This is a genomic window from Mesorhizobium sp. M7A.F.Ca.CA.001.10.2.1 (genome assembly GCF_003998575.1).
GTDB lineage: Bacteria > Pseudomonadota > Alphaproteobacteria > Rhizobiales > Rhizobiaceae > Mesorhizobium.
In genome coordinates this window covers 1-21,495 of sequence record NZ_RZQY01000027.1, presented here as the reverse complement: position 1 = coordinate 21,495, position 21,495 = coordinate 1, and the positions used below count along the sequence as shown (strand labels likewise).

Annotated in this window: 27 protein-coding genes; 17 read left to right on the top strand and 10 right to left on the bottom strand. The window is 63.9% G+C overall.

The annotated features are described in order from the left end of the window. On the top strand, nt 1-1,450 hold a 1,450-nt coding region (locus EN964_RS03620), incomplete at its 5' end, for a TRAP transporter fused permease subunit (protein ID WP_127276166.1). After that, nucleotides 1,447-1,830, top strand: coding sequence for a DUF1850 domain-containing protein (locus EN964_RS03615; protein ID WP_127267559.1), 384 nt, complete (start codon nt 1,447-1,449; stop codon nt 1,828-1,830). The genes EN964_RS03620 and EN964_RS03615, both read left to right, overlap by 4 nt. A gap of 49 nt (nt 1,831-1,879) precedes the next feature. Here EN964_RS03615 and EN964_RS03610 read toward each other — a convergent pair whose 3' ends face one another. Both EN964_RS03610 and EN964_RS03605 read right to left on the bottom strand, forming a co-directional pair. Then, complete coding sequence (locus EN964_RS03610; RefSeq protein ID WP_256754965.1) at nt 1,880-2,266, bottom strand: thiol-disulfide oxidoreductase DCC family protein; 387 nt, start codon at nt 2,264-2,266, stop codon at nt 1,880-1,882. A gap of 254 nt (nt 2,267-2,520) precedes the next feature. Beyond that, a complete protein-coding gene (locus EN964_RS03605) occupies nt 2,521-2,661 on the bottom strand; it encodes a hypothetical protein (RefSeq protein WP_013528645.1) in 141 nt (46 codons plus the stop codon). A 378-nt stretch (nt 2,662-3,039) separates the two neighbouring features. Here EN964_RS03605 and EN964_RS03600 point away from each other — a divergent pair, with 378 nt between their 5' ends. Together EN964_RS03600 and ligD are read left to right on the top strand one after the other, a co-directional pair. Continuing rightward, the gene (locus EN964_RS03600) at nt 3,040-3,909 is read left to right on the top strand and encodes a Ku protein (protein ID WP_127268915.1); all 870 of its coding nucleotides are present in this window, start codon (nt 3,040-3,042) and stop codon (nt 3,907-3,909) included. A gap of 12 nt (nt 3,910-3,921) precedes the next feature. Next, complete coding sequence (ligD, locus tag EN964_RS03595) at nt 3,922-6,438, top strand: DNA ligase D (RefSeq protein WP_127268906.1); 2,517 nt, start codon at nt 3,922-3,924, stop codon at nt 6,436-6,438. Between the two features lie 12 nt (nt 6,439-6,450). Here ligD and EN964_RS03590 read toward each other — a convergent pair whose 3' ends face one another. Continuing rightward, nucleotides 6,451-7,125, bottom strand: coding sequence for a helix-turn-helix transcriptional regulator (locus EN964_RS03590; RefSeq protein WP_127268908.1), 675 nt, complete (start codon nt 7,123-7,125; stop codon nt 6,451-6,453). 68 nt (nt 7,126-7,193) lie between these two features. On the opposite strand from EN964_RS03590, the gene EN964_RS03585 reads away from it, so the two are divergent. From EN964_RS03585 to EN964_RS03575, 3 genes are all read left to right on the top strand, one after another. Further along, nucleotides 7,194-7,409 carry a DUF1127 domain-containing protein gene (locus EN964_RS03585; protein ID WP_127268910.1) on the top strand — a complete coding sequence of 72 codons (216 nt, stop codon included), beginning with the start codon at nt 7,194-7,196 and terminating at the stop codon, nt 7,407-7,409. Between the two features lie 63 nt (nt 7,410-7,472). Then, nucleotides 7,473-7,805 (top strand): NIPSNAP family protein, encoded by a 333-nt coding sequence (locus tag EN964_RS03580; RefSeq protein WP_127268912.1) that lies wholly within the window; start codon nt 7,473-7,475, stop codon nt 7,803-7,805. Then, nucleotides 7,802-8,146 (top strand): antibiotic biosynthesis monooxygenase, encoded by a 345-nt coding sequence (locus EN964_RS03575; protein WP_127268914.1) that lies wholly within the window; start codon nt 7,802-7,804, stop codon nt 8,144-8,146. Before EN964_RS03580 ends, EN964_RS03575 begins: the two co-directional genes overlap by 4 nt. Nucleotides 8,147-8,311: 165 nt before the next feature. Here EN964_RS03575 and mbfA read toward each other — a convergent pair whose 3' ends face one another. Further along, nucleotides 8,312-9,295, bottom strand: a complete 984-nt coding sequence (mbfA, locus tag EN964_RS03570; protein WP_127269751.1) for an iron exporter MbfA — start codon at nt 9,293-9,295, stop codon at nt 8,312-8,314. Nucleotides 9,296-9,471: 176 nt separating this feature from the next. Here mbfA and EN964_RS03565 point away from each other — a divergent pair, with 176 nt between their 5' ends. The 3 genes from EN964_RS03565 (at nt 9,472) to EN964_RS03555 (ending at nt 11,779) form a co-directional block, all read left to right on the top strand. Further along, entirely contained in the window at nt 9,472-9,795 is a 324-nt protein-coding gene (locus EN964_RS03565) for a hypothetical protein (RefSeq protein WP_023813492.1), read from the top strand. Nucleotides 9,796-10,104: 309 nt separating this feature from the next. Further along, the gene (locus EN964_RS03560) at nt 10,105-11,082 is read left to right on the top strand and encodes a threonine/serine dehydratase (protein ID WP_127269749.1); all 978 of its coding nucleotides are present in this window, start codon (nt 10,105-10,107) and stop codon (nt 11,080-11,082) included. Nucleotides 11,083-11,179: 97 nt separating this feature from the next. Then, nucleotides 11,180-11,779 carry a DNA-3-methyladenine glycosylase gene (locus EN964_RS03555; RefSeq protein WP_127268432.1) on the top strand — a complete coding sequence of 200 codons (600 nt, stop codon included), beginning with the start codon at nt 11,180-11,182 and terminating at the stop codon, nt 11,777-11,779. Between the two features lie 83 nt (nt 11,780-11,862). Here the strand turns inward: EN964_RS03555 and EN964_RS03550 are convergent, their stop codons facing one another. From EN964_RS03550 to EN964_RS03535, 4 genes are read right to left on the bottom strand one after another with little or no spacing between them, the layout of a single operon-like run. Beyond that, on the bottom strand, nt 11,863-12,999 hold the full coding sequence (locus EN964_RS03550; protein ID WP_127268431.1) for an ABC transporter permease: 1,137 nt from the start codon (nt 12,997-12,999) through the stop codon (nt 11,863-11,865). Beyond that, nucleotides 12,996-13,916, bottom strand: coding sequence for an ABC transporter ATP-binding protein (locus tag EN964_RS03545; RefSeq protein ID WP_127276164.1), 921 nt, complete (start codon nt 13,914-13,916; stop codon nt 12,996-12,998). Before EN964_RS03545 ends, EN964_RS03550 begins: the two co-directional genes overlap by 4 nt. Then, on the bottom strand, nt 13,913-14,866 hold the full coding sequence (locus tag EN964_RS03540) for an HlyD family secretion protein (RefSeq protein ID WP_127268429.1): 954 nt from the start codon (nt 14,864-14,866) through the stop codon (nt 13,913-13,915). The genes EN964_RS03545 and EN964_RS03540 overlap by 4 nt, the downstream gene beginning before the upstream one ends. Before the next feature lie 13 nt (nt 14,867-14,879). Beyond that, on the bottom strand, nt 14,880-15,566 hold the full coding sequence (locus EN964_RS03535; protein ID WP_127268428.1) for a CerR family C-terminal domain-containing protein: 687 nt from the start codon (nt 15,564-15,566) through the stop codon (nt 14,880-14,882). A gap of 90 nt (nt 15,567-15,656) precedes the next feature. Between EN964_RS03535 and EN964_RS03530 the strand changes: the two genes are divergently transcribed. The 3 genes from EN964_RS03530 (at nt 15,657) to EN964_RS03520 (ending at nt 17,947) form a co-directional block, all read left to right on the top strand. After that, nucleotides 15,657-16,130 carry a CYTH domain-containing protein gene (locus EN964_RS03530; protein ID WP_127268427.1) on the top strand — a complete coding sequence of 158 codons (474 nt, stop codon included), beginning with the start codon at nt 15,657-15,659 and terminating at the stop codon, nt 16,128-16,130. Beyond that, on the top strand, nt 16,127-17,059 hold the full coding sequence (locus EN964_RS03525) for a CHAD domain-containing protein (RefSeq protein ID WP_127268426.1): 933 nt from the start codon (nt 16,127-16,129) through the stop codon (nt 17,057-17,059). The genes EN964_RS03530 and EN964_RS03525 overlap by 4 nt, the downstream gene beginning before the upstream one ends. Before the next feature lie 81 nt (nt 17,060-17,140). Further along, on the top strand, nt 17,141-17,947 hold the full coding sequence (locus EN964_RS03520; protein ID WP_127269745.1) for a YiiX/YebB-like N1pC/P60 family cysteine hydrolase: 807 nt from the start codon (nt 17,141-17,143) through the stop codon (nt 17,945-17,947). Between the two features lie 72 nt (nt 17,948-18,019). On the opposite strand, the gene EN964_RS03515 is transcribed toward EN964_RS03520, so the two are convergent. Next, a complete protein-coding gene (locus EN964_RS03515) occupies nt 18,020-18,991 on the bottom strand; it encodes an AraC family transcriptional regulator (protein WP_127269743.1) in 972 nt (323 codons plus the stop codon). A 175-nt stretch (nt 18,992-19,166) separates the two neighbouring features. Here EN964_RS03515 and EN964_RS03510 point away from each other — a divergent pair, with 175 nt between their 5' ends. The 4 genes from EN964_RS03510 (at nt 19,167) to EN964_RS03495 (ending at nt 20,517) form a co-directional block, all read left to right on the top strand. After that, nucleotides 19,167-19,310: a hypothetical protein gene (locus tag EN964_RS03510; RefSeq protein ID WP_127269741.1), complete on the top strand. Its 144-nt coding sequence runs from the start codon at nt 19,167-19,169 to the stop codon at nt 19,308-19,310. Beyond that, nucleotides 19,310-19,666, top strand: a complete 357-nt coding sequence (locus EN964_RS03505; RefSeq protein ID WP_206517429.1) for a hypothetical protein — start codon at nt 19,310-19,312, stop codon at nt 19,664-19,666. Before EN964_RS03510 ends, EN964_RS03505 begins: the two co-directional genes overlap by 1 nt. Further along, nucleotides 19,659-20,177, top strand: a complete 519-nt coding sequence (locus tag EN964_RS03500) for a hypothetical protein (protein WP_127269739.1) — start codon at nt 19,659-19,661, stop codon at nt 20,175-20,177. The genes EN964_RS03505 and EN964_RS03500 overlap by 8 nt, the downstream gene beginning before the upstream one ends. A 118-nt stretch (nt 20,178-20,295) precedes the next feature. Further along, nucleotides 20,296-20,517, top strand: coding sequence for a hypothetical protein (locus tag EN964_RS03495; protein WP_164775720.1), 222 nt, complete (start codon nt 20,296-20,298; stop codon nt 20,515-20,517). 128 nt (nt 20,518-20,645) lie between these two features. Here EN964_RS03495 and EN964_RS03485 read toward each other — a convergent pair. After that, the coding region (locus EN964_RS03485; RefSeq protein WP_164775719.1) for an adenylate/guanylate cyclase domain-containing protein at nt 20,646-21,495 on the bottom strand (850 nt) is incomplete at its 5' end.

Below are 21,495 nucleotides of genomic sequence, written 5' to 3'. Positions count from 1 at the left end.
GTTCAACGATTTCGCGCTGGGCCTTGTCGGCACATGGCGCGGCGGCCCGGCGCAGGTCTGCGTGCTGTCGTCGGCGCTGATGGGCACCATTTCCGGCTCGGGAGTCGCCAATGTGGTGGCCAGCGGCCAGTTCACCATCCCGCTGATGAAGCGCTTCGGCTTCCGCTCGGCCTTTGCCGGTGCCGTCGAGGCGACCTCCTCGATGGGCGGCCAGATCATGCCGCCGGTGATGGGCGCGGTCGCCTTCATCATGGCCGAGACGCTGAACGTGCCTTATGCCGATGTGGTCAAGGCGGCGATCATCCCAGCGCTGCTCTATTTCGGCGCGTGCTTCTGGCAGGTGCATCTGGAAGCCGGCAAGGCCGGGCTGCACGGCATGGCCAAGGCGGACCTGCCCAATCCGTGGGACGCGGTGAAACAGCACTGGCCGCTGGTGCTGCCGCTGGCAGCGCTCGTCTACCTGCTGTTTGCCGGCTACACGCCGATCTTCGCCGGCACGATGGGCCTGGCGCTGACCATCGTGCTCATCCTCGGCACGCCGCTGGCAGCAGCGATCGGTCCGCTCGCCTTCCGCATCGTCTTCTGGATCGCGCTCGGGCTTGCCGCCGCTTCGTTCATGAAGTTCGGCGTCAATCTCCTCGGCGCCGTCATCGCCGCACTGGTGGTCGCCTGCTTCACATTCAAGGGCGGCCGCGAGACGCTGCGGATCTGCGTCGACTCGCTCGCCGAAGGGGCCAAGAACGCGCTGCCGGTCGGCATTGCCTGCGCCATCGTCGGCATCGTCATCGGCACGCTGACGCTGACCGGCATCGCCTCGACCTTCATCGGCTGGATCATCTCCATCGGCGAGAACAATCTGTTCCTGTCGCTGTTGCTGACCATGCTCACCTGCCTGGTGCTGGGCATGGGCATCCCGACCATTCCCAACTACATCATCACCTCGTCGCTGGCCGGGCCGGCGCTACTCGAGCTTGGCGTGCCGCTGCTGGTCAGCCACATGTTCGTCTTCTATTTCGGCATCATGGCCGATCTGACGCCGCCAGTGGCGCTGGCCGCCTTTGCCGCGGCACCCATGGCTAGGGAAAGTGGCCTGAAGATCGGCATCCAGGCGACTAAACTCGCCATTGCCGGCTTCGTCGTGCCGTTCATGGCGGTCTACACGCCGGCTCTGATGCTGCAGGACGCCGGGCCGATCGCCGCCCAGTTCGGCTATCCCGTCGAGGTCGCCTACATCGTCGCCAAGGCCTGCATGGGCATCGTGCTGTGGGGTGCCGCCGCCGTCGGTTTCCTCGCCAGCCGCATGGCATTGTGGGAACGGCTCATCGCCTTCGCGGCCGGCGTGCTGCTGGTCGCCGCGGTGCCGCTGACCGACGAGGCCGGCTGGGCGCTGGCGCTGGCCTGGATCGGCTGGCACTGCTTTCGTGCGCGGCAGGCTTCAGCCAAAACATGAGCCTTTGCATCCTGGCCGCCGGCAAGATGGTGACGTTCTCCGTCGCCGCCTTTACGCTGTCCTGGACGCATTCGGTGGAACGGACGCGCTGGGAGGAAGACTGGAAGGTCACGCCTATCGGCCTGCAGCTGGTCGAGGCGCGGGTCAAGAGCTCGGGCGCCGGCATGGAGCCATCGGAAGGCGCGGTGCTGAAGAATGGCTGGTGGGCCTACACGCCCACGGTCGGCCCACAGCGGCGCGTCATACTCGCCGCCTCTGGCGCAACCGGCGACGGCTGGACGCTGTGCTCGGTTCAAGGCTGCCGGGAATTGGGCAAGGGGGCCGGCGACGCGATCGTGCTGAAGCCGTGCGAATCCACCGGTTCGAGCCAACCGCGATAACGCCCGATCAATGCGCTGAGCGGCGGCTCGTTCTCCAGCAGCCACATCCTCAGTCAAGGAACCGCTCGCGCAGCTCCGGAGAAGGAACCTCGCAGCTGTCCTTCCTGCCGAACAGCGCGTAGCGATTCCTGGCAACGCGCTCATAGAGCCAGTCGCGCAGCGGGCGCGGCAGCAGCAGCAGCGTTTTTGCCGCCCGCCAGGGCCAGCCGAGTTCCGCCATGACAGCGACGAAGCTGTCGAGCCGCGTGAAGGCGACGCCGTCGATCAGGACGAGGTTGGTTTCGTAAGAGTCCGTGCGCAGTCCATGCTTCCGAAACAGCGTTTCACCGAAGGGCGACTGCGCGGTGGCGAAGCGGAAACGGCCTTGGCGATCGAGCCTGACCACCATGCGCACGAAGCCGGAGCAGAGCACACAGACGCCATCGAAAACGATCAATCGATGGCGTGCGTCGAGAGTTGTTCCGGAGGGACGATTTGACTGGGGTCGACTGGGTTGGGAATGGTCGGTCACGCTGGCCTCGGCTGCTCGTGTCCTATGACACTAAGCCGGCCAGCGTCGGTATCAAAGCCGTGGCGATGTCGCACGGCGCCTGTCGGCGAGAGCGGGACGCTCGGCGCGATAGGTGGTGGCGCGGGTAGAGGCGGCCGGCCTGCAGATCCTGCTGTTGTGGCGATTTTCGAAAGCCATGATCAGTGCGCGCCCAGCGAGTTGCCGCGACGGGCGCAAGCAGGGCCGGGGCCGCGCATGTAATAGCGCTCGGGCCGATAGGTCGGCGCGACGAATTCGCGGATGGCGGCGGCATAGCCGATGAGGTGCGCGAGGAAGTTCATTACCCTTGTCCCTGTCCCGATTTTCGGATGTCCCTTCCGAATTGCGGTCATCATAGCGTCGAGGCGTGAATAGTCGGTGAACGTGATGTTAATATCTGGTCGAAAATGCCTCGCTTCGTGGCTGGATTGCGGCTGATTCGGGGTCTTTCCGTGCAGTTGGCCGGCATTCCGGCCAATGTGACTTTTGCATCACATATGTTTCGTTTGAATGTCGCGCGCGCGCGGTTCTGTTTCAACTTTTGCCGCGCCCGCGAAATTCAGGTGCTGGCGGCCATAAGGCCTCGGGCGCGCCCTTGGCATCCAGATCGGTCCGTGAGCGCGGAACTGGAGCGCGGTCTGTCCGTTCTCACCTTCATCTGGTTGTGGAAGGGAGATATCATGGCGCCGCGTCCGGCCTGGAGAGGCTATTTAAAGCTTTCGCTGGTCACCTGTGCCGTCGAACTCACCAATGTCGTCACCCACACGGAGCGGGTCTCGTTTCGCATTCTCAACCGCAAGACCGGCAACACGGTGAAGCGCCTCTATGTCGATGCCGAAACCGGCAAGCCTCTGGGGGAGGATGACGAGATCAAGGGCTATGAACTCGACGATGGCGATTTCATCCATATCGAGGAAGACGAGATCGAGGCGGTGCAGATCGAATCCTCGCACACGATGGCGCTCGACGGTTTCGTCGACAAAGCTTCGATCCAGCAGATCTATCTCGATACGCCCTATTATGTCGCGCCGGCCGACAAGGTGTCGGAAGAAGCGTTCGCCGTCATTCGCGACGCGATGGCGGGCAAGAAGATGGCCGGGTTGGCGCGTATCGTGCTCTACCGACGCGAACGGCCGGTGGTTATCGAGCCGCTCGGCAAAGGCATGGTGCTGACGACGCTGCGCTACGACAACACGGTGCGCCAGCAGGACACCGTCTTCGGCGACATCGAGTCGGTGAAGACCGATCAGGAGATGACCGACCTCGCCGAGTTGATCATCGACAAGAAGAAGACGAAGTTCGATCCCTCGAAATTCGACGACAAATACGAGGACGCGCTGCTGGAGCTGATCCGCGCCAAGAAGGCCGGCCACAAGGCGCCGAAGGCCAAGGCGGCGCCCAAGCCTTCCAATGTCGTCAATCTGTTCGACGCGCTGAAGAAGAGCCTGTCAGATTCCGGATCATCGAAAAGGTCTTCGTCGGCGAAAGCCAAGCCGGCGGCCAAACGCGCCAAGCCGAAAGCCAGCGCGCCCAAACGCAAATCGGCCTGAGGAACCCAACGGATGGCCAGCCTCGAACAATATCACTCCAAGCGCGATTTCAAGAAAACCGCCGAACCGGCCGGCAAGGTCGCCCGGACCAAGCAGGGCGGCGCGGGCGGCATCTTCGTCATCCACAAGCATGCCGCGACGCGGCTGCATTACGACCTGCGCCTCGAGCATGACGGCGTGCTGTGGAGCTGGGCGGTGACGCGCGGCCCGAGCCTTGATCCGCATGAGAAGCGACTGGCCGTGCATGTCGAGGATCACCCGATCGACTATGCGCCGTTCGAGGGCACCATTCCCAAGGGCGAATATGGCGGCGGTTCGGTCATCGTTTGGGACGAGGGCACCTGGACCCCCGAGATCGACCCGGCCAAGGCGATGAAGAAGGGCCATATCAGCTTCGAGCTCAGGGGACACAAGCTGCATGGGGCATGGCATCTGGTGCGACTGAAGCCGCGTGCGGGTGAAAAACGCGACAACTGGCTGCTGATCAAGTCGGACGATGCCGCCGCGCGTCCTGGCGAGGACATCCTCAAGGAGGCGCCGGAATCGGTGAAGTCGGGCCTGACGATCGAGGAGGTCGGCGAGGGCAAGGCCGCGAAGGGTGAGAAGCCGAAGGTCTGGCATTCCAACAAGCCGGCCGCCGGCAAGACGAAGGCCGCGGGCAAGAAACTCGACTTCATCGAGCCGCAGCTGGCCACGCTGGAGCGCGATGCGCCGCCGGGCAAGGACTGGCTGCATGAGGTGAAGTTCGACGGCTATCGCATGCAGGCGCAGATCGCCGGCACCGATGTGCGGCTGCTGACCCGGACCGGCCTCGACTGGACGAAGAAGTTCGGCGGCGAGATCGTCGCGGAGCTGGCCGGGCTGAAGTGCAGCGACGCCATCATCGATGGCGAGGTGGTCGTGCTCGCCGACAGCGGCGTCTCGTCTTTCGCGCTGTTGCAGCAGGATCTGTCGGCGAAGCGGACAAATCGCTTCATCTATTACGTATTCGATCTGATGCGCCTCGATGGAAGGGATTTGCGGCGCGAGCCGCTGGTCGAGCGCAAGCAGGCCTTGCAGGATTTGCTCGGCAAGCAGTCCGACAATCCGGCGGTCCGCTTCAGCGACCACTTTTCCGAACCCGGCAAGATCATGCTGGAGCATGCCTGCCGGATGGGCCTGGAAGGCGTCGTCTCCAAGCGTGCCGATGCACCCTATCGCAGCGGCCGCGGCCCGACCTGGGTGAAGTCGAAATGCACGGCGCGGCAGGAATTCGTCATCGGCGGCTATCTGCCGTCGGACAAGACCGGGCGCGGCCTGCGCTCGATCCTGGTCGGCTTCCACGAGGGCGGCAAGCTGCATTATGCCGGCCGCGTCGGCACTGGTTTCTCCGGCAAGGGCGCCAACGAGCTGAAGGCAAAACTCGATGCATTGACGGCAAAGACATCGCCCTTCTCCACCGCCGTGCCGAAGGGCAAGGGCCTGGTCTGGGTCAAGCCCGAACTTGTCGGCGAAGTGGAGTTTCGCAGCTGGACCTCGGACCGTATAATACGCCACGCCTCGTTCCAGGGATTGCGCGAGGACAAGCCGGCGGAGGAAGTCGTGCAGGAAAAGCCCAAAGCGTCGACAGGCAAGACATCGACAGGCAAGAGCACGGCCAAGCCGGCATCGGGTGGCAAAGCCGCCGGATCGATGACGACCACGGTAAAACTCTCGCATCCCGACAAGCTGCTGTGGCCGGATGAAAACATCTCCAAGCAGGGCCTGCTCGACCATTACGCGCAGGTTTGGCCGCGCATGGAACAGTTTGTCGTCAACCGGCCGCTCAGCCTGGTGCGGGCGCCGGACGGTGTCGGTGGCCAGCGTTTCTTCCAGAAACATGCCTCGGCCGGTATGAGCGACAAGATCGCGCGCATGAAGGATCCGACTGACGGCGAGGAGATCTTGTACATCCGGGATTTCGATGGTGTCGCCGCACTGGTCCAGTATGGCGTGGTCGAGATCCACATCTGGGGGTGCACGATCGACGAGATCGAAAAGCCCGACCAGATCATCTTCGATCTCGATCCCGATGAAGGTATCGACGTGAAAGCGGTCCGCGAGGCGGCACTCGATATCAGGGGCAAGCTCGACGAGCTGTCGCTGCCGAATTTCGTCAAGACTTCGGGCGGCAAGGGTTTTCACGTCATGGTGCCGCTGAGACCAGCGGCGGATTGGGATGAGGTCAAAACCTTCGCCCATGATTTTGCCCGTGCGCTGGAGCAGGGTGCCCCCGACCGCTACACGGCGACGCTGTCGAAAAAAGCGCGCACTGGAAAGATCTTCGTCGACTATCTGCGCAATGGCAGGGGCTCGACGACGGTCGCGCCCTATTCGTCACGCGCCAAGAAGGGCGCCACCGTGTCGATGCCGGTGACCTGGCCAGAGATCGAGGCCGGCTTGGCGCCGAACGCTTTCCCGATCGGCGGCAAGACTACGCTGAAACAGCTGGCGAAAGCCGATCCGTGGTCGGATTTCTTTAAGCAGGGCAAGGCTCTGAGGCGGGGTTAACGCTTCGCCCGTTCAAGACAGAAACACCCTCTCAAACGCCTGTCTACCCGGCGGCGAGAAGATCACCGCGCGGCTGTCCTTCTCGCGGCGCGCCCATTTCTCGGCCAGGATCTTCTCGAGGATGGCGGCGCCCAGCGTGCCGGCGAGGTGCGAACGGCGCACGCTCCAGTCGAGGCAGGCGCGGCACACCGGCCGGCGCGGCTTGGTATAAACGTCGATGCCTATCGCCGCGAAATGCGAAGCCGCCGATGGCCCGAGCCTGATCTCCTGTTCGTCGCGGACCAATACGTTCTTGGCGACGAGCCGATCGAGCATCGCCACCGCCTGCTCGCCGGCGAGGTGATCGTAGCAGACGCGCGCCACCCGCATGGCACCATCGCGCGGACCGGGGCGCACACGCTTTGGACCGACGGCTTCCGCGACGCCTGTGATGGCTTCGATCATGCCGGCCACCTGCGGTCCGGCGAGGCCGTAATAGCGATGCCGGCCCTGGCTCGCCACCGTGAGCAGCCCACCTTCCATCAGTTTGCCCAGATGCGAGCTGGCGGTCGGCAGCGAAACGCCGGCCTCGAGCGCCAGTTCGCTCGCCGTCAGCGCCGTGCCGCCCATCAGGGCATTCAGCATGTTTGCCCGTGCCGGGTCGCCGACCAGGCTGGCGATGCTGGCGATGTCGGGTCCTTCACGCATAGTTCGTTCCTCATCGAAGCGTTCTTGTCAGATAATCACTATTCTCAGGTGAGATCAAGGAGACGACGATGGCCGCACGAACCGCTTTCCCCTCAGCCTCGCTCCCCAGCCGTCAATTCTTCCCGTTCGTCACCTGGCTGCGTTCGCGGCTGCTGGCCCGCTGGTATGACCGCCATTTGCAGCGTCTGGACCTTGCCGAGATGGATGATCATCAGCTGCGCGATCTTGGGCTAACGCGGCAAGACGTGCGCCGCGAATGCGCGAAGTCCTTCTGGCAGCCCTAGCAGACCAGACGACACAACGTTTCGATGCCGCTCGAACTATCGACGCACCCCAAGGAGACCACAATGACCATCACCTGCTTCATCCGCTACGAGATCGACCCGTTCGGCAAGGCGGCCTTCGAGGAGTATGCGCGCAATTGGGGCCAGGCCATTCCACGCTGCGGCGCCGATCTGATCGGTTACTACGCGCCGCATGAGGGCTCGGCGACGACCGCGTATGCCGCCTACAACATCGAGAGCCTGGCCGCCTACGAAGCCTATCGCGCCCGGCTTGCCGCCGATCCCACCGGCAAGGCAAACTACGAATTCGCCAAGCGCGAGAGGTTCATCCTGAAGGAGGATCGCATGTTCCTGAAACTGGCCTCAGGCCCGCACGCGAAACTGGTGCTGCCGTGATTGCCGTGATCTTCGAGGTCGAGCCGGCGGAAGGCCGGCGCGACGCCTATCTGAGCATCGCCGCGGACCTGCGTCCACTGCTCGACGGCATTGACGGCTTTCTTTCCATCGAGCGTTTCCAGAGCCTGGCCGATCCGAACCGCATCCTGTCGCTGTCATTCTGGCGCGACGAGGAAGCCGTGAAGGCCTGGCGCAACACCGAGGAACACCGCCAGGCGCAGAAGGCCGGCCGGGGCGGTATCTTTGCCGGCTACCGTCTGCGCATCGCCCATGTGATGAGGGATTATGGACTGACGGAGAGAGACGAGGCGCCTAGGGATAGCCGGGCGGTGAATGGGTGAGTGGCAAGTTTCTTCCTTCTCCCCCTGTGGGAGAAGGTGTCGCCGCAGGCGACGGATGAGGGGTGTTCCAGGGAACGCCAACGTCTCACTCCGCTGGAACACCCCTCATCCGTCTCGGCGCTGCGCGCCGATCCACCTTCCCCCACAAGGGGGGAAGGGAAAAAACTATGCATTCCCGATCAGCACGCCGGCCGCGAACACCAGGGCGCCACCCAGCACCACCTGGAAGGCGGCACGCAGGAAAGGCGTCTGCATGTAGCGGTTCTGGACAAAGGCGATCGCCCACAATTCGAAGAACACCACCACCGCGGCAACCCCGGTGGCCGTCCAGAAATGCGGAATGACATAGGGGAGCGCGTGTCCGAGACCGCCCAGCGTCGTCATGATGCCGACGGTCAGACCGCGCTTGATCGGCGAGCCGCGGCCCGACAGCTTGCCGTCGTCGGAAGCGACTTCGGTGAAGCCCATCGAAATGCCGGCGCCGATCGAGGCGGCAAGCCCGACCAGCAGCGTCTGCCAGGTGTCGTGCGTGGCAAAGGCAGCGGCAAAGATCGGCGCCAGAGTGGACACCGACCCGTCCATCAGCCCGGCCAGCCCTGGTTGCACATAGGTGAGGATGAACTGGCGCTGCTCGGCGCTGGCCTCCTCGGCCTTGACGGCGCCCGGCACATGTTTCTGTTCCAGCCGCTGCGCCAGGGTCTCATGGCCCAGTTCGGCCACCGCCAGATCGTCGAGCAGTTTTCGCGTCGAAGCATCTGCCGTGCGCTTGGCCGCCTCGACATAGAAAAGGTAGGCTTGCCGCTCCATCGCCTCGGCATGGCTGCGCACGTGCTCGATGCCGAGCGGCCGGACCAGCCAGTCGGGCTTGCGCTCGTAATAACCCTTCACATGTTCGCGCCGGATCAGCGGTATGCGCTCGCCGAACCGCTTGCGGAAAAGCTCGATCAACGCATCGCGATGGCCATCCTCTTCCTCGGCCATCTCCTCGAACACTTTTGCCGATTGCGGGAAGTTTTCCGTCAGCCCGTCGGCATAGGCCCGGTAAATGCGACCGTCATCCTCCTCGGAGGAAATGGCCAGCGCCAGGATCTCCTGTTCGGAGAGCGATTCGAAGGGGCGGCGGCCGAAGCCGAAAACACGGGAAAGCATGAGGAATTCACCCTAGTTTAGAATAGTTCTAAACTAGGGTTTTGAACACCTTCGGTCAATTGCGCGCTTGGGTCGCGGTCAAGAATTGTTGAAGCCCCACGCCCGCGGTGACTCTTCATTATCAGTGAATGTTCACCTATATTGCTGGACTCAAGCCAAGAACAAGGAACCGGCAGATGACGGCAAAACAGCCTCCGCACCCCTATGATCCCAAGCCCGTTCTCGATCTCATCGCCAGCATCGAGGCCGACCTGCAGCGCCTGAAGGGCCTGGTCGAGCAGCAGGTCGAGAAATTCGACCCCGCCAACCCGCACAACAAGGCGCCGGACGGCAAACTGACGGAGGAGGGCGTCGAGTGCTGCTACCGCATGTTCGACGAGGGCAAGTCGCGCTACTCGGTCGCCCAGCAGATGAAGATATCCTTTGCCGCCGCCAGCCACCGTTTCAACAACTGGCGCAAGCTGGGTGGGGGCAAGAGGCAGAGGACTTTGCTTGGCTAGATTGGGTGGCCAATTTGGCCGATCTCGGCGCTGCCCCCTCATTGCCCTGCCGGGCATTTCTCCCCGTAAACAGGGAGAAAGAAGCTGGCGGGAAGCGCCGCACCCCCTTGCAACGCTGAAGATTGGCGAAACCAAAGGCGACAGCGTCCTTCTCCCCGTTTACGGGGAGAAGATGGCGGCAGCCAGATGAGGGGCGGCGCAAACGCCGATCATGACTCGCTAAACTTTGTAACGGTCACATTTTTCCCATGGTGCGCCACCTCCCTTTGCGGGCATCATGAAGGGCAACATCTTCCCACAGGACCCACCATGACCACCCTTCCCGGCATCGCCGACATCCACGCCGCCGCCGCGCGTCTCTCCGGCTTGATCATCGAAACCCCCTTGATCGAATCGCAGGAGCTGAACAGACGCTTCGGGGGCCGCATCCTGTTCAAGCCGGAGACGCTGCAGCGTACCGGCTCGTTCAAGTTCCGCGGCGCCTACAACAAGCTGTCGTCGCTCAGCGCGGAGGAGCGCAGCCGAGGCGTCGTCGCTTTCTCATCGGGCAATCATGCGCAGGGCGTCGCCGCCTCGGCCGCGATGTTCGGCGTCAAGGCGGTGATCGCCATGCCTTCAGACGCGCCGGCGATGAAAATTGCCAATGTGCGCAAGATGGGCGCGGAGGTGGTCCCGTTCGACCGCTTTCGCGACGACCGCATGACCGTGATCCGTCCTTACATGGAAAGAGGCATGGTGCTGGTGCCGCCTTTCGACGATCCGGCCATCATTGCCGGCCAGGGCACGATCGGCCTCGAATTGATGCGCCAGGCAAAAGCGCTTGGCGTCGACCTCGACGCGGTGATCGTCCCCTGCGGCGGCGGCGGCTTGTCGAGTGGCATCTCCGTTGCCGTCAAGGATGCCTCGCCGAACACGGCGGTCTGGGCGGTCGAGCCCGAGCATTTCGACGACACCCGCCGGTCGCTGGCCGCCGGTGCAAGGGTTTCGAACGAGCCCGGCCATAGTTCGATCTGCGACGCGCTGCTGACCGCCGAGCCTGGCGTGATCACCTTCGAGATCAACCGCAGGAATCTCACCGGTGGCATCGCCGTCTCGGACCAGGCGGCGGCGCAGGCGATGCGCGACGCCATGGCCTATCTCAAGCTGGTGGTCGAGCCCGGCGGCTGTGTGGCGCTGGCGGCACTGTCATCGGGCGAGATCGAGCTGTCCGGCAAATGCATTGCCGTGGTGCTGTCCGGCGGCAATGTCGATTTCGGCACTTATGCCGGGATCATGGCGGCTGCTTGAGACGGCGATGTCCAAGGGTATCTGATATGGAGTATCTGGCGACAGGCTCCGCCTTGGATCACTCCTCGCCCGCCGCCAAATCGTCGCCGCGCTGAGCATGGTCATCTACCGCCCGCTCACGCGTTCCGAGCTGCCCGACGATACGGCATCCCTTGCCCGCACCCTCGTTGGCAAACTCGTGGTGCGCGAGCTGCCTGAAGGCATCGCCAGCGGCCGCATCGTCGAGACCGAGGCCTATGTGACCGGTGACGCCGCCGGACACGGTTACCGGGGGATGACCCCGCGCAACCGTTCGCTGTTTCTCGAACCCGGGCACGCCTATGTCTATCTCGCCTACGGCATCTCCTACATGCTCAATGTCTCGAGCGAGATGCCGGGGGTCGGAACCGGCGTGCTGATCAGGGCGCTCGAGCCACTCGAGGGCATTGCGATCATGCGGCTCAACCGCGGCGTCGAGCGCCTGCGCGACCTGGCGCGAGGACCGGGAAGGCTGGCCCAGGCGTTGCGGATCGATCGTTCGCTCGACGGGCTCGATCTTTGCCGCAAAGGCCCGCTATGGCTGGCAACCGACGAGCATCAAGCCGGCGACATCGCCCAAGGCGTCCGGATCGGCATTACAAAGGATGCCGATCGCCCGCTGCGGTTTTACGTCAAGGGGAGCGCCTTCGTCAGCGGCCCGAAATCGCTCAACGGTTAGTGGCAGTTACAAACCATGGAGATTGGCGAAAGCATTTCTCCCTTCCGCAAAGGCTGGTGCCAAGACTGGAGGTCGTGCGGCATCTAATCCAGCGTCCGCCTGAACCGCACCAGTGCCACGCCGGCAAACAAGGCCACGAACACCACCAGCCAGCCGATCTCCGTTGACACCGCCGGCAGTTCCGCGCCCTTCAGCATCACCGCGCGGGTGATGCGCAGGAAATGCGTCAGCGGGAAGATCTCGCCGAGGATTTGCGCCCAGTCCGGCATGCCGCGATAAGGGAACATAAAACCCGACAGCATGATCGACGGCAGGAAGAAGAAGAAGGTCAGTTGCAGGGCCTGCATCTGCGTGCGGGCGATGGTGGAAATCGTATAGCCGAGCAGCACCAGCGCCAGCACGAAGATCAGCACGGCGGTCAGGAGCAGCGACATCGATCCGGTGAAGGGGATGGCGAACAGCAGCTTCGCCGCCGCCAGCACCACCACCACCTGCACGCCGCCGACCGCCAGGTAGGGCAGCACCTTGCCCATCATGATCTCGAGCGGGCTGGACGGCATCGCCAGCAGGTTTTCCATCGTGCCGCGCTCGGTCTCGCGCGTCAGCGCGATCGAGGTCATCATCACCATGGTCATCTGCAGGATGACGCCGAGCAGGCCGGGCACGATGTTGTATTGCGAGATGCCTTCGGGATTGTAGCGCCGGTGTACGACGACATCGAGCCGACCCTTGGCGGCCTCGGCGGCGGCTTCCTGCGTGCCTTGCGCCCTCAGCAGCGCCTGGCTGGCGACTGTGCCGAGCGTCGAAATGGCGCCGCTGGCCACCGCCGGGTCGGTGGCGTCCGCCTCGATGAGTATCTGCGGGTTGCTGCCGCTCTCCACCCTCCTGGCGAAATCGGCGGGGATGGTGACGACGAAGGCGACGTCGCCGCGCGATATCAGGAACTCGGCCTCGGCGGCACTTTGCGCGACATGGTCGAAACGATAGTAGCCGGTGGTCTGCAGCGCCGCGACAATGGCACGCGTGTAGGGATCGTTGCTCGTCGCCACGAGTGCTGCCGGCAGGCTTTTCGGGTCGTTGTTGATGGCGTAGCCGAAAAGCACCAACTGTATCAGCGGCACGCCGAGCATCATGGCGAAGGTGATGCGGTCGCGCCGCATCTGGATGAATTCCTTGATCAGCAGCGCGCCAAGCCGGGCGAAGGAAAAGACGCTGTTCATGCCATGTTGTCCTTCGAGCCGGACATGAACTGGATGAAGACGTCCTCGAGGCTGGTTTCGCCGGGCGAAACTTTCACGCCCTTGTGCTCTTTCTCGACGTCGGCGAGTGCGGCTTCGAGCTTCTTTTTGTCGGAGCCGACGACATGCAGCGTCGCGCCGAAAGGCGCCACCTGGTCGACGCCGGAGCGGCCCTGAAGCGCTTCGGCGACCTGATCGAGCCGCGGACCCTGCAGCACAAACGTGGTCAGCCCGGCATTTCTCACCACCTCGGCGACAGTGCCGGTGGCCAGCATCTTGCCGTAGGAGATATAGCTGATGCGGTGGCAGCGCTCGGCTTCGTCCATGTAGTGGGTGGAGACCAGCACGGTCAGCCCGCCGCTGGCCAGGCGATGGATCTCGTCCCAGAACTCGCGCCGCGCTTTCGGGTCGACACCGGCCGTAGGCTCGTCAAGCAGCAGCAATTTCGGCTTGTGCATGATGCAGGCGGCCAACGCCAGCCGCTGCTTCCAGCCGCCCGACAAGGTGCCGGCCAGCTGGTTGCGGCGCGACGTCAGGCCGAGGTCCTCCAACGTGCTCGCGACATGCTCTTCGACCGGCTTCAGCCGATAGAGCCGCGCCACGAATTCGAGATTCTCGCCGATCGTCAGATCCTCGTAGAACGAGAATTTCTGCGTCATGTAGCCGACTTCACGCTTGATGCGCAGGCTGTCGGTGCGGATGTTGAAGCCGAGCACCGTGCCTTCGCCTTCGTCCGGCGTCAGCAGGCCGCACATGATGCGGATGGTGGTGGTCTTGCCCGAACCGTTGGGGCCGAGAAAGCCGACGATGTCGCCCTCGGCGACCGACATCGTCACATGGTCGACGACGGTCTTGTCGCCAAAGCCCTTGACCAGGCCGTGGACATCGATGGCGTTCATCTTGCACTGTCCGCGAGATCAACATCGACGATCTGGCCCGGCTGCAGCGGGCCGGCATCGCCCTCCGGCCGCGCCTCGACCAGGTAGACCAGCTTCTGCCGGTTCTCGAGCGAATAGATCACCGGTGGCGTGAACTCAGGATCGGGCGACACGTAGCTGACGCGCGCCTTCACATCCGGGCCGCAGCCGTCGCAATGGACGCCGAGCAAGGTGCCGACCTTGACCGAGGAGAAGGCGCTCTCCGGGACGTAGACGCTGAGCTTGACCGCGCCGTCGGGCAGGATCGAGATCACAGGCGCGGTCGGACCTGATGTATCGCCCGGATTGCGGATGACATCGTTGACGCGGCCCGGCGAAGGGGCTGCCAGCACCCGTTTCGACAGCCGCCACTGAGCTTGCTCCAAGGTAGCCTGCGCCTGCTTGACCTGATTGTCGGCGGCCTTGATCGTCTCAGGGCGCGCAGGCAGGCCGCCGACGGCGAGATTGGCATTGGCCTGGCCGACCTGCGCATTGGCCGTTTCCAGCGTGGCCGACGCGGTGTCGAAATCGGCTTGCGTGCCGGCGCCGCGCTTGAACAGATCGGCGGCGCGGTCGTATTTGCGCTTGGCGTCGGCGGCCTGGGCGCTGGCCATGTCGACCTCGGCCTTCAGCACGGCGATCTCTTCCGGCCGCTTGCCGATCTGCAGGTCAGCCAACTGCGCCTGCGCCTGGGCAAGGCCGGCCTGCGCCTGCGCCACCGCGATCTTGGCATCGGCACTTTCCAGCGTCACCACGGTCGTGCCAGGCACCACACGGTCGCCGCGCTTCACCGTGACGGTCTCGACCTGCGCCACCTCGATCGGTGCCAGCAGCACATAGTCGCCTTCGACATAGCCGACGGCCAGCGGGGCAGCCGGGGCACAGGCCGAGAAGAGCTGCGCGGCGAGCGGCAGCGAACACAGAAAGCTCATGGTCTTTGCCCCTTCATGCTTTGCTCTTTTTGGAAGCCAATATGGCCTTGAGATTACCCGATGTGACCGTCACCACCTTGGCCGCCTCGGCGGCGCCGATGTCTTTCCAGCCCATGCGGCGCATCACCGCCTCGCGGCCGATGCGGAAATAGATGACCTGGCCAATCAGCGTGAACACGGTGAGCCTTGTGGCCTCGCTTTCGGCGGGCTCGCCGGTCGCCTGTTCCCAGAGCTGGCACAGCCGGCGATGCGTCGGCTCGAAGACGCCGTCATAGATGCGGTCGAGGGCTGCCGTCGGATGCGAAAGCTCACGCAACACGAACTGCACGATCTCGCCGGCCTGCGGGCTGGCCACGACAAAGCCGACCATCCGCTCCAGCGCCGCGAAGAGTAGCGCTTGCGCCGCCTCCGGATTGGCTGGTCCCGGCGCAGGCGCCTGTACATTGCCGAGCGCCTGACCGGCTACACCCTGGATGGTCTCGACGATAAAGTCGGCGGCAGCGGCGCGAAGACCCTCCTTGCCGCCGAAATGATAGGCGATCGAGCCTATATTGGCTCGCGCCTCGGCGGCGATCTCGCGCGTCGAGGTGCCATCGAAGCCCTGCCTTCCGAACAGCTTCAGCGCCGCCTGGACAAGGGCCGCGCGCGTCATCTCGGCGGGCTCGCGGCGAAGAATTTTGGGCTCAGGCAGTTTGACCATGAGCGCAGTTTAATCAATCGATTGATTAAAGTCAACTTCTGTTCGTCATTATCTTGCCATCGACGGCGGCAAACGCTTTAGTGCCCGGCCATGGGCAAGGAAGTCGAACGAAAATTCCTGGTCACCAGCACCGCATGGCGGGAACTGGCCGAGGCCAATATCCGCATTCTCCAGTTCTATCTCGCTGCCGGCCCCGGGCGCACGGTGCGCATCCGCATCAGCGATGGCGGTTCCGCCAAGCTGACACTCAAATTCGGCAGCAAGGCGCGCGAACGCGACGAATTCGAATACTCGATCCCGCTCTCGGAGGCGGTGGAGATGCTGGACTTCGCCATCGGACGTGTCATCGAGAAGACACGTCACCATGTTAGGCACCGTGGCTATCTCTACGAAATCGATGTCTTCGGCGGTCCGCTTGCGGGACTTGTGATCGCCGAACTTGAGACGCCGGAGGACGTGCCGGACGAAATGCTGCCTGATTGGCTCGGCCGCGAAGTCACCGGCGAGTCAAAATTCTACAACGCGTCGCTCGCCCTTGGGGGGATACCGGAGATCGCCGCATGAGCTTTCGTATCGATCCGCGCCTGCCGCTGACCGGCGAGGTCAGGCGTATCCTTGCCGAGGAAATCGGCAAGGCGCTGCATCACCTTGACGCCGCACGGAGCCGGCCGGAACAGGCGCTGCACAAGTGCCGCAAGCGGCTGAAGAGCGCCCGCGCCCTGCTGCGGCTTGTTCGTTCCGGCGACGAAACATTCTGCGAGACCGAGAACCAGTGCTATCGCAATGTAGCCGGCCTGCTTGCCGGTCCGCGCGAGGCGACAGCGCTGATCGAAACCATCGACCGGCTGGCGGCGAGCTTTCCCAAGGAGAGCGCCGACGATGGGCTTACTGCTGCGCGCGACAGGCTGATCGCGCGCCAGCATGAACTGCACGAAGGCAGCGGGCTCGAGGCGGCGATCGGCGCGGCGACCGCCGCTTGCGAGGATGGCCTCAAACGCGTCGAAGCGTTGGCCTTGCCCGACCAGCCGGAACAGGCGGCCGACGTGCTTGCCGAAGGTGCCCGCGTCACGCTGCGCCGTGCCAGGAAGGCGCTCGACAAGGCCAGATCGCGGGGCGCGGCCGATGATTTCCACGATTTGCGCAAGGCGGCCAAGACCCACGGCATGCATCTGTCGCTGCTCGGCAGGCTGTGGCCGACACCGATCAAGGCCCGGCGCAAGGCGGTCGACGAACTGGGCGAGCGGCTGGGCGACCTGCACGATGTGCTGGTGATGCGCGCGTTGCTCGAGGCCGACGACCAGCCACTCGGGCTGCCCGAGGACACGAAACTTCTGGGCAAGCTGCTGAAGCGGTCGGAGAAGCAGCTGAAGAAGAGCTGCCTGGCCGAAGCGGCCGAGCTGTTCGGCGACAATCCCAAACGCTCGACACGCAAACTGGCCCGCAAGGCGCGCGACGATCTGGCTGCGCCGCCGGAAGAGGCCGCGGCATCGTAGGACGCTCTTCCTCGCGCTCCGGACGGGGGAGGAAGGCGTGCGCTAGCCCTCATTACCCGCCCATGCTAATCGCCATGGGGCATGACCGAGCCCGGCGACACGCTTCTGGATCGACTTGGCCGCTGGCTTGCCGGCCGGCTGCAGGGAGAATCGTCCGGCTACGAGCCCTACACTCCGTCCGATGCCGAAACGCTGCGCCGCACGCTTGAGCCGGGCGACATCCTGCTGATCGAGGGCAATCAGAAGATCTCGGCGGCGATCAAGTACCTGACCCAGTCGACCTGGTCGCATGCGGCCTTCTATGTCGGCGATGCCTTGCCCGCGCCGGAAGACGGCTCGGAACGGCCGCGCCTGATCGAGGTCACGATCGGCGAAGGCTGCGTCGCCGTGCCATTGTCGCGCTACCGCACCTACAACACCCGCATCTGCCGGGCGAGCGGGCTGGCGCCGGAGGATCGCGACAAGGTCGTCGCCTTCATGATCGGCAGGCTCGGCCTGAAATACGACCTCAAGAACATTTTCGACATGCTGCGTTTTTTCTTGCCCACACCGCCGGTGCCGGTGCGCTGGCGCCGCCGCATGCTGGCCTTCGGCTCCGGCGACCCGACACGGGCGATCTGCTCGACGCTGATCGCCGAGGCCTATGGCCAGATCCGCTATCCGATCCTGCCCGAAATCACCCGTGCGCCCGGCCGAGCCTCCGCGCAGTCGAACTATTCGCGCAAGGAAATCCTGCACATCCGCCACCACTCGCTCTACACGCCGCGCGATTTCGACCTGTCGCCCTATTTCCGCATCGTCAAACCGACGCTGGAATATGGTTTCGACTACCGGCAGATGGTCTGGGACGACAAGGTTGCCGATCCCGGGGCAAAGGCCGCCGAATAGACGCGATCAAATGAGTCCAACAGCATGGACGGCACGGCACGGGAGCGCGGCCCGGCAGGCGGCGCTTTGGCGTCAGTGCTTGCAAGCCGCAACGCGCACGTCCGAGGGAGTGGCGTCATAACGGCGGCGGAACGCCCGGTTGAAATAGGAAAGATCGTTGAAGCCGGCCTCGTAGGCGATCGCGGTGATGCTGCGTCCGGCATGGCGCGGATCGCCAAGCATGCGATGGGCACGCGCCAGCCGCTGGTTCATCATGAAATCAATCAAGGATGTGCCATCGCTCTCGAACAGCTTGCGGACATAGCGGGCCGACAGTCCGTGGCGGGCGGCGACGTCCCGCGCCGACAGGTCGACATGGCCACCATGCGCGACGATATCGGCCTTGATGGCGCGCAAGCGGGCAACGCTGACGCCACGGCCGCGTGCGATCTGGGCCGCATCCCTGGTCGCGCCCATGGCGAGTGCGGCAAGGTCGAAGACATGCGTCGCCGCAAGGTGACAGGCCTCCGCAGTCAACTCGTCTCCGACCTCCTGGATCGAGTTGATATAGTCGAGCAACAGCCGCATCGCCCCGCTTTGGGTCGGCAAGGGCCGCATAAGGACCGCTGCCGGATCGCCGATCAGAGGCGAAAGCTGCTTGCGCGAAAAACTCAGATTGATGAAGCGGAACCCGCCGGCGCCGATCAGGTTGAGGCCAACCTCGTCACCGCTCATCATCAGCGCCTGGCCGTTGCCGACCGCCTCCTCGCGGCCGCGGTGCTTCATCACGCTGCCCCCATCGAGGGCCGCCAGAAGAACGAAGTCGTCGTTGTCGATCAGCGACGATGTGCGATGCACCCGGAATTCCGATGAGCTGCCGGTGGCGATGCCGAGGCCCGGCAACGCGCGCACCCGCATGTCGATCTGCGCCGGCGCAAGCGGATCGAGGTCCACCCTCAGAACCGTGCGGCCGTAAACCTCGCGCGTAATCTCGACGCGATCCCGCTCCGGAAACATCTCCGTCGCCAGCCTGAACGAAGCTGACGGCCCCATCGTCGCAGTCATCGACACCCCCATGCCAAGAGCGCGGTCATATGCGCCGCGGCCTGCAAAACGTCAATACCGGGCCGTTTTGGCCGCTTTCAGTGCCGTTCTGTCCAAGCTGTCCCCCTTCGATGCCCCTAGTTTGCGGCGCGATTCCGAAACCGGAACCGTATTGGCGGCAATCCAAGGGGGCACGATGTTTCATTTGCAACTGTTCAAGACGCTGTCGGCACTGGCCGCGGCGGGCTTCAATCCGCGTGCCTATCTGCTGTCGATCTCGTTGGGCAACACGGTGACCGATCACCGCGAGGTCAAGCTGCCGCCGCGCGCTGCCCGATGATGAGCAGCACCATGAAAAAAAGCATTTTCGTGGCCCTGACCATTGCCCTGGCGGGCTGCCAAACGGGCCAGGCCGACAGCAACACGGCATTGATCGCGAGCGCGGCCGGCAGCAACAAGGCCCGGAACGAACCATCGACGGAAACCGCCTGCGCCGAGGCCGCCAAGAAGGCGGCGAAGGCGCAGACCAATGCGGCTCTGCTCGGCGGTGTCCTGTCGATGGCGGGGGGTCTTGGCGGTCTGGCTGGCAATGGTGGGGTCATTGCCGGCCAGGCCGCCTCGATCGGCGGCTCGGTTCTGCAGTCCCAGGCGACGAGCAGTGCCCGGGCCGGCGTTGTGGAGGACTGTTATGGCTGAGCGGCGTTTCGCAGCCATGCGCCGGCTAGCCGGCGCGCTCGCACTTGCCGGCATGATGTTCGACAGCCCGCATGCCTTGGCGCTGACAGCGCGGGATGCGTCGGCGGTCGTCGGCCTGATCGAGGCCTTGCAGCCCGAATTCGGTCAGTTCGCCTATGACGAGGAGATCGCCGCCGACTGGTATGAGCGCGATGCGGCGGACAAGGGCTTGATCGGCACAGCCGGCTTCACCGCCGACAGCTGGAAGGTCGCGCTTGGCGAGACCATGCGCGGGTTCCTGGCGACGATGTCGGCCGCAGAACTCGATGCCATTTTCGCCAAGCTCAGGGGTGCCATATCCGGCATGAGGGAGCTGACCGACGCACAGAAGTCAGAGACCATCTCGGCCATCGACGAAGAGGTCGAAGGATTGATGGCTTTGCGGGCCGAGGGCGACCCCTTCGCCGATGTCGTCAGGCCGCTGACGCCAAAAATCCGCAGCCTCATCCTCGGCCCGGCGATGGGGCGATAGGATGTTGGGCAACAGCAAACGGGTGGCGGGAAAAGCAACTCCGAGCGGGAGCCTCGAGGCCGAACATCGCGGCATTTTCCCAGCCACGGCACGTGTCAGGCGGGGCAGCCCGATCGCAATGCTTATCTGCCTGCTGGCTTCCAGCTGCAGCCAGACGGACTCGCCGGAAGGTCTTGGCGAAGCCCTGGCTGCAGTCGAGGCGACCAGAAAAATGCAGGATTGCCGGGCGCGCATGAACGAGACCGCCGGGCAGATGAAGATGATGGGCGCGGTCAATGGCGCCGTCGGCACCGCCGGGGCCGTGCGCGGCAAGCTCAGCCGCCAGATGCAATCATGCTGAGACGATTTCGCACTCCTCGAGATCGCGCAGATAGAGGAACATCGACGCCTCGCTCAGTGCCTGCGAGCGCATGATGCCTTCAGGCGTGAACTTTCCGGCAGATGCAGGCGTTTCACATGGCGGCTATATCACGCCGAAACCGAAACAGCACCCTGGTTTTCGGCTCTGTGTTCGACCCAGACATGGACCGGTTCATCCCGACCGCGGATGCTCACCGGCCCATGATCGCGCGCATTCAACTGTGTCGTGGGCGATTCCGCCTTCGCGGCTTCTATCAGTCGTGACCCAAAGCAAATGTTTGCCTGAAGTTCACGGCAAAGCGCCTGCAAACGGCTGGCGACGTTGACGGTGTCGCCCACCACCGCGAAGGAAAGATTGCGCTCGCTGCCGACCGCACCGATGACGACTGCGCCATATTGTGCACCGATCCGAACGTCCAGCGACGGGTATCCCCTGGACACCCGCTGCACATTCCAGTCTTCGAGAGCGGCGATCATCGCTTCAGCGCACTGGATGGCTCGGGTTGCGTCGTTATGGCTGGCTTGCGGAACCCCGAATGTGGCCATGATGCAATCGCCGATATAGTTGTCGACGGTGCCATGGTGGTCGAAAACGACCTGCTCCATGCGACGGTGGAACTGACGCAGAAGTTCGAACACTGCTTCGGCCGGATGATCCTCGGAATAGTGTGTGAAGCCGACGATGTCGGCGAACAGTACCGCGATATCCTGCCGGCGGACCGGACCGAAGGGCTCGTCATCCGCGGCGAGCTGGTCGACGACATTTGGCGAAAAATGCCGGGCGAGATTGGCGCGGGCGCGCTCTGCCTTGACATAGTCTTCCGACAGATGTCGAGAACGAGAGACGACCAACGCCATGATCGCGCCGATAATCAGCACAACCAACACGTTGGTCGCCTGCGCGAATGTGTCGACGAAATTGGGATTGAGATAGAGGTTCAGTCGCTCTGTCGTCGGC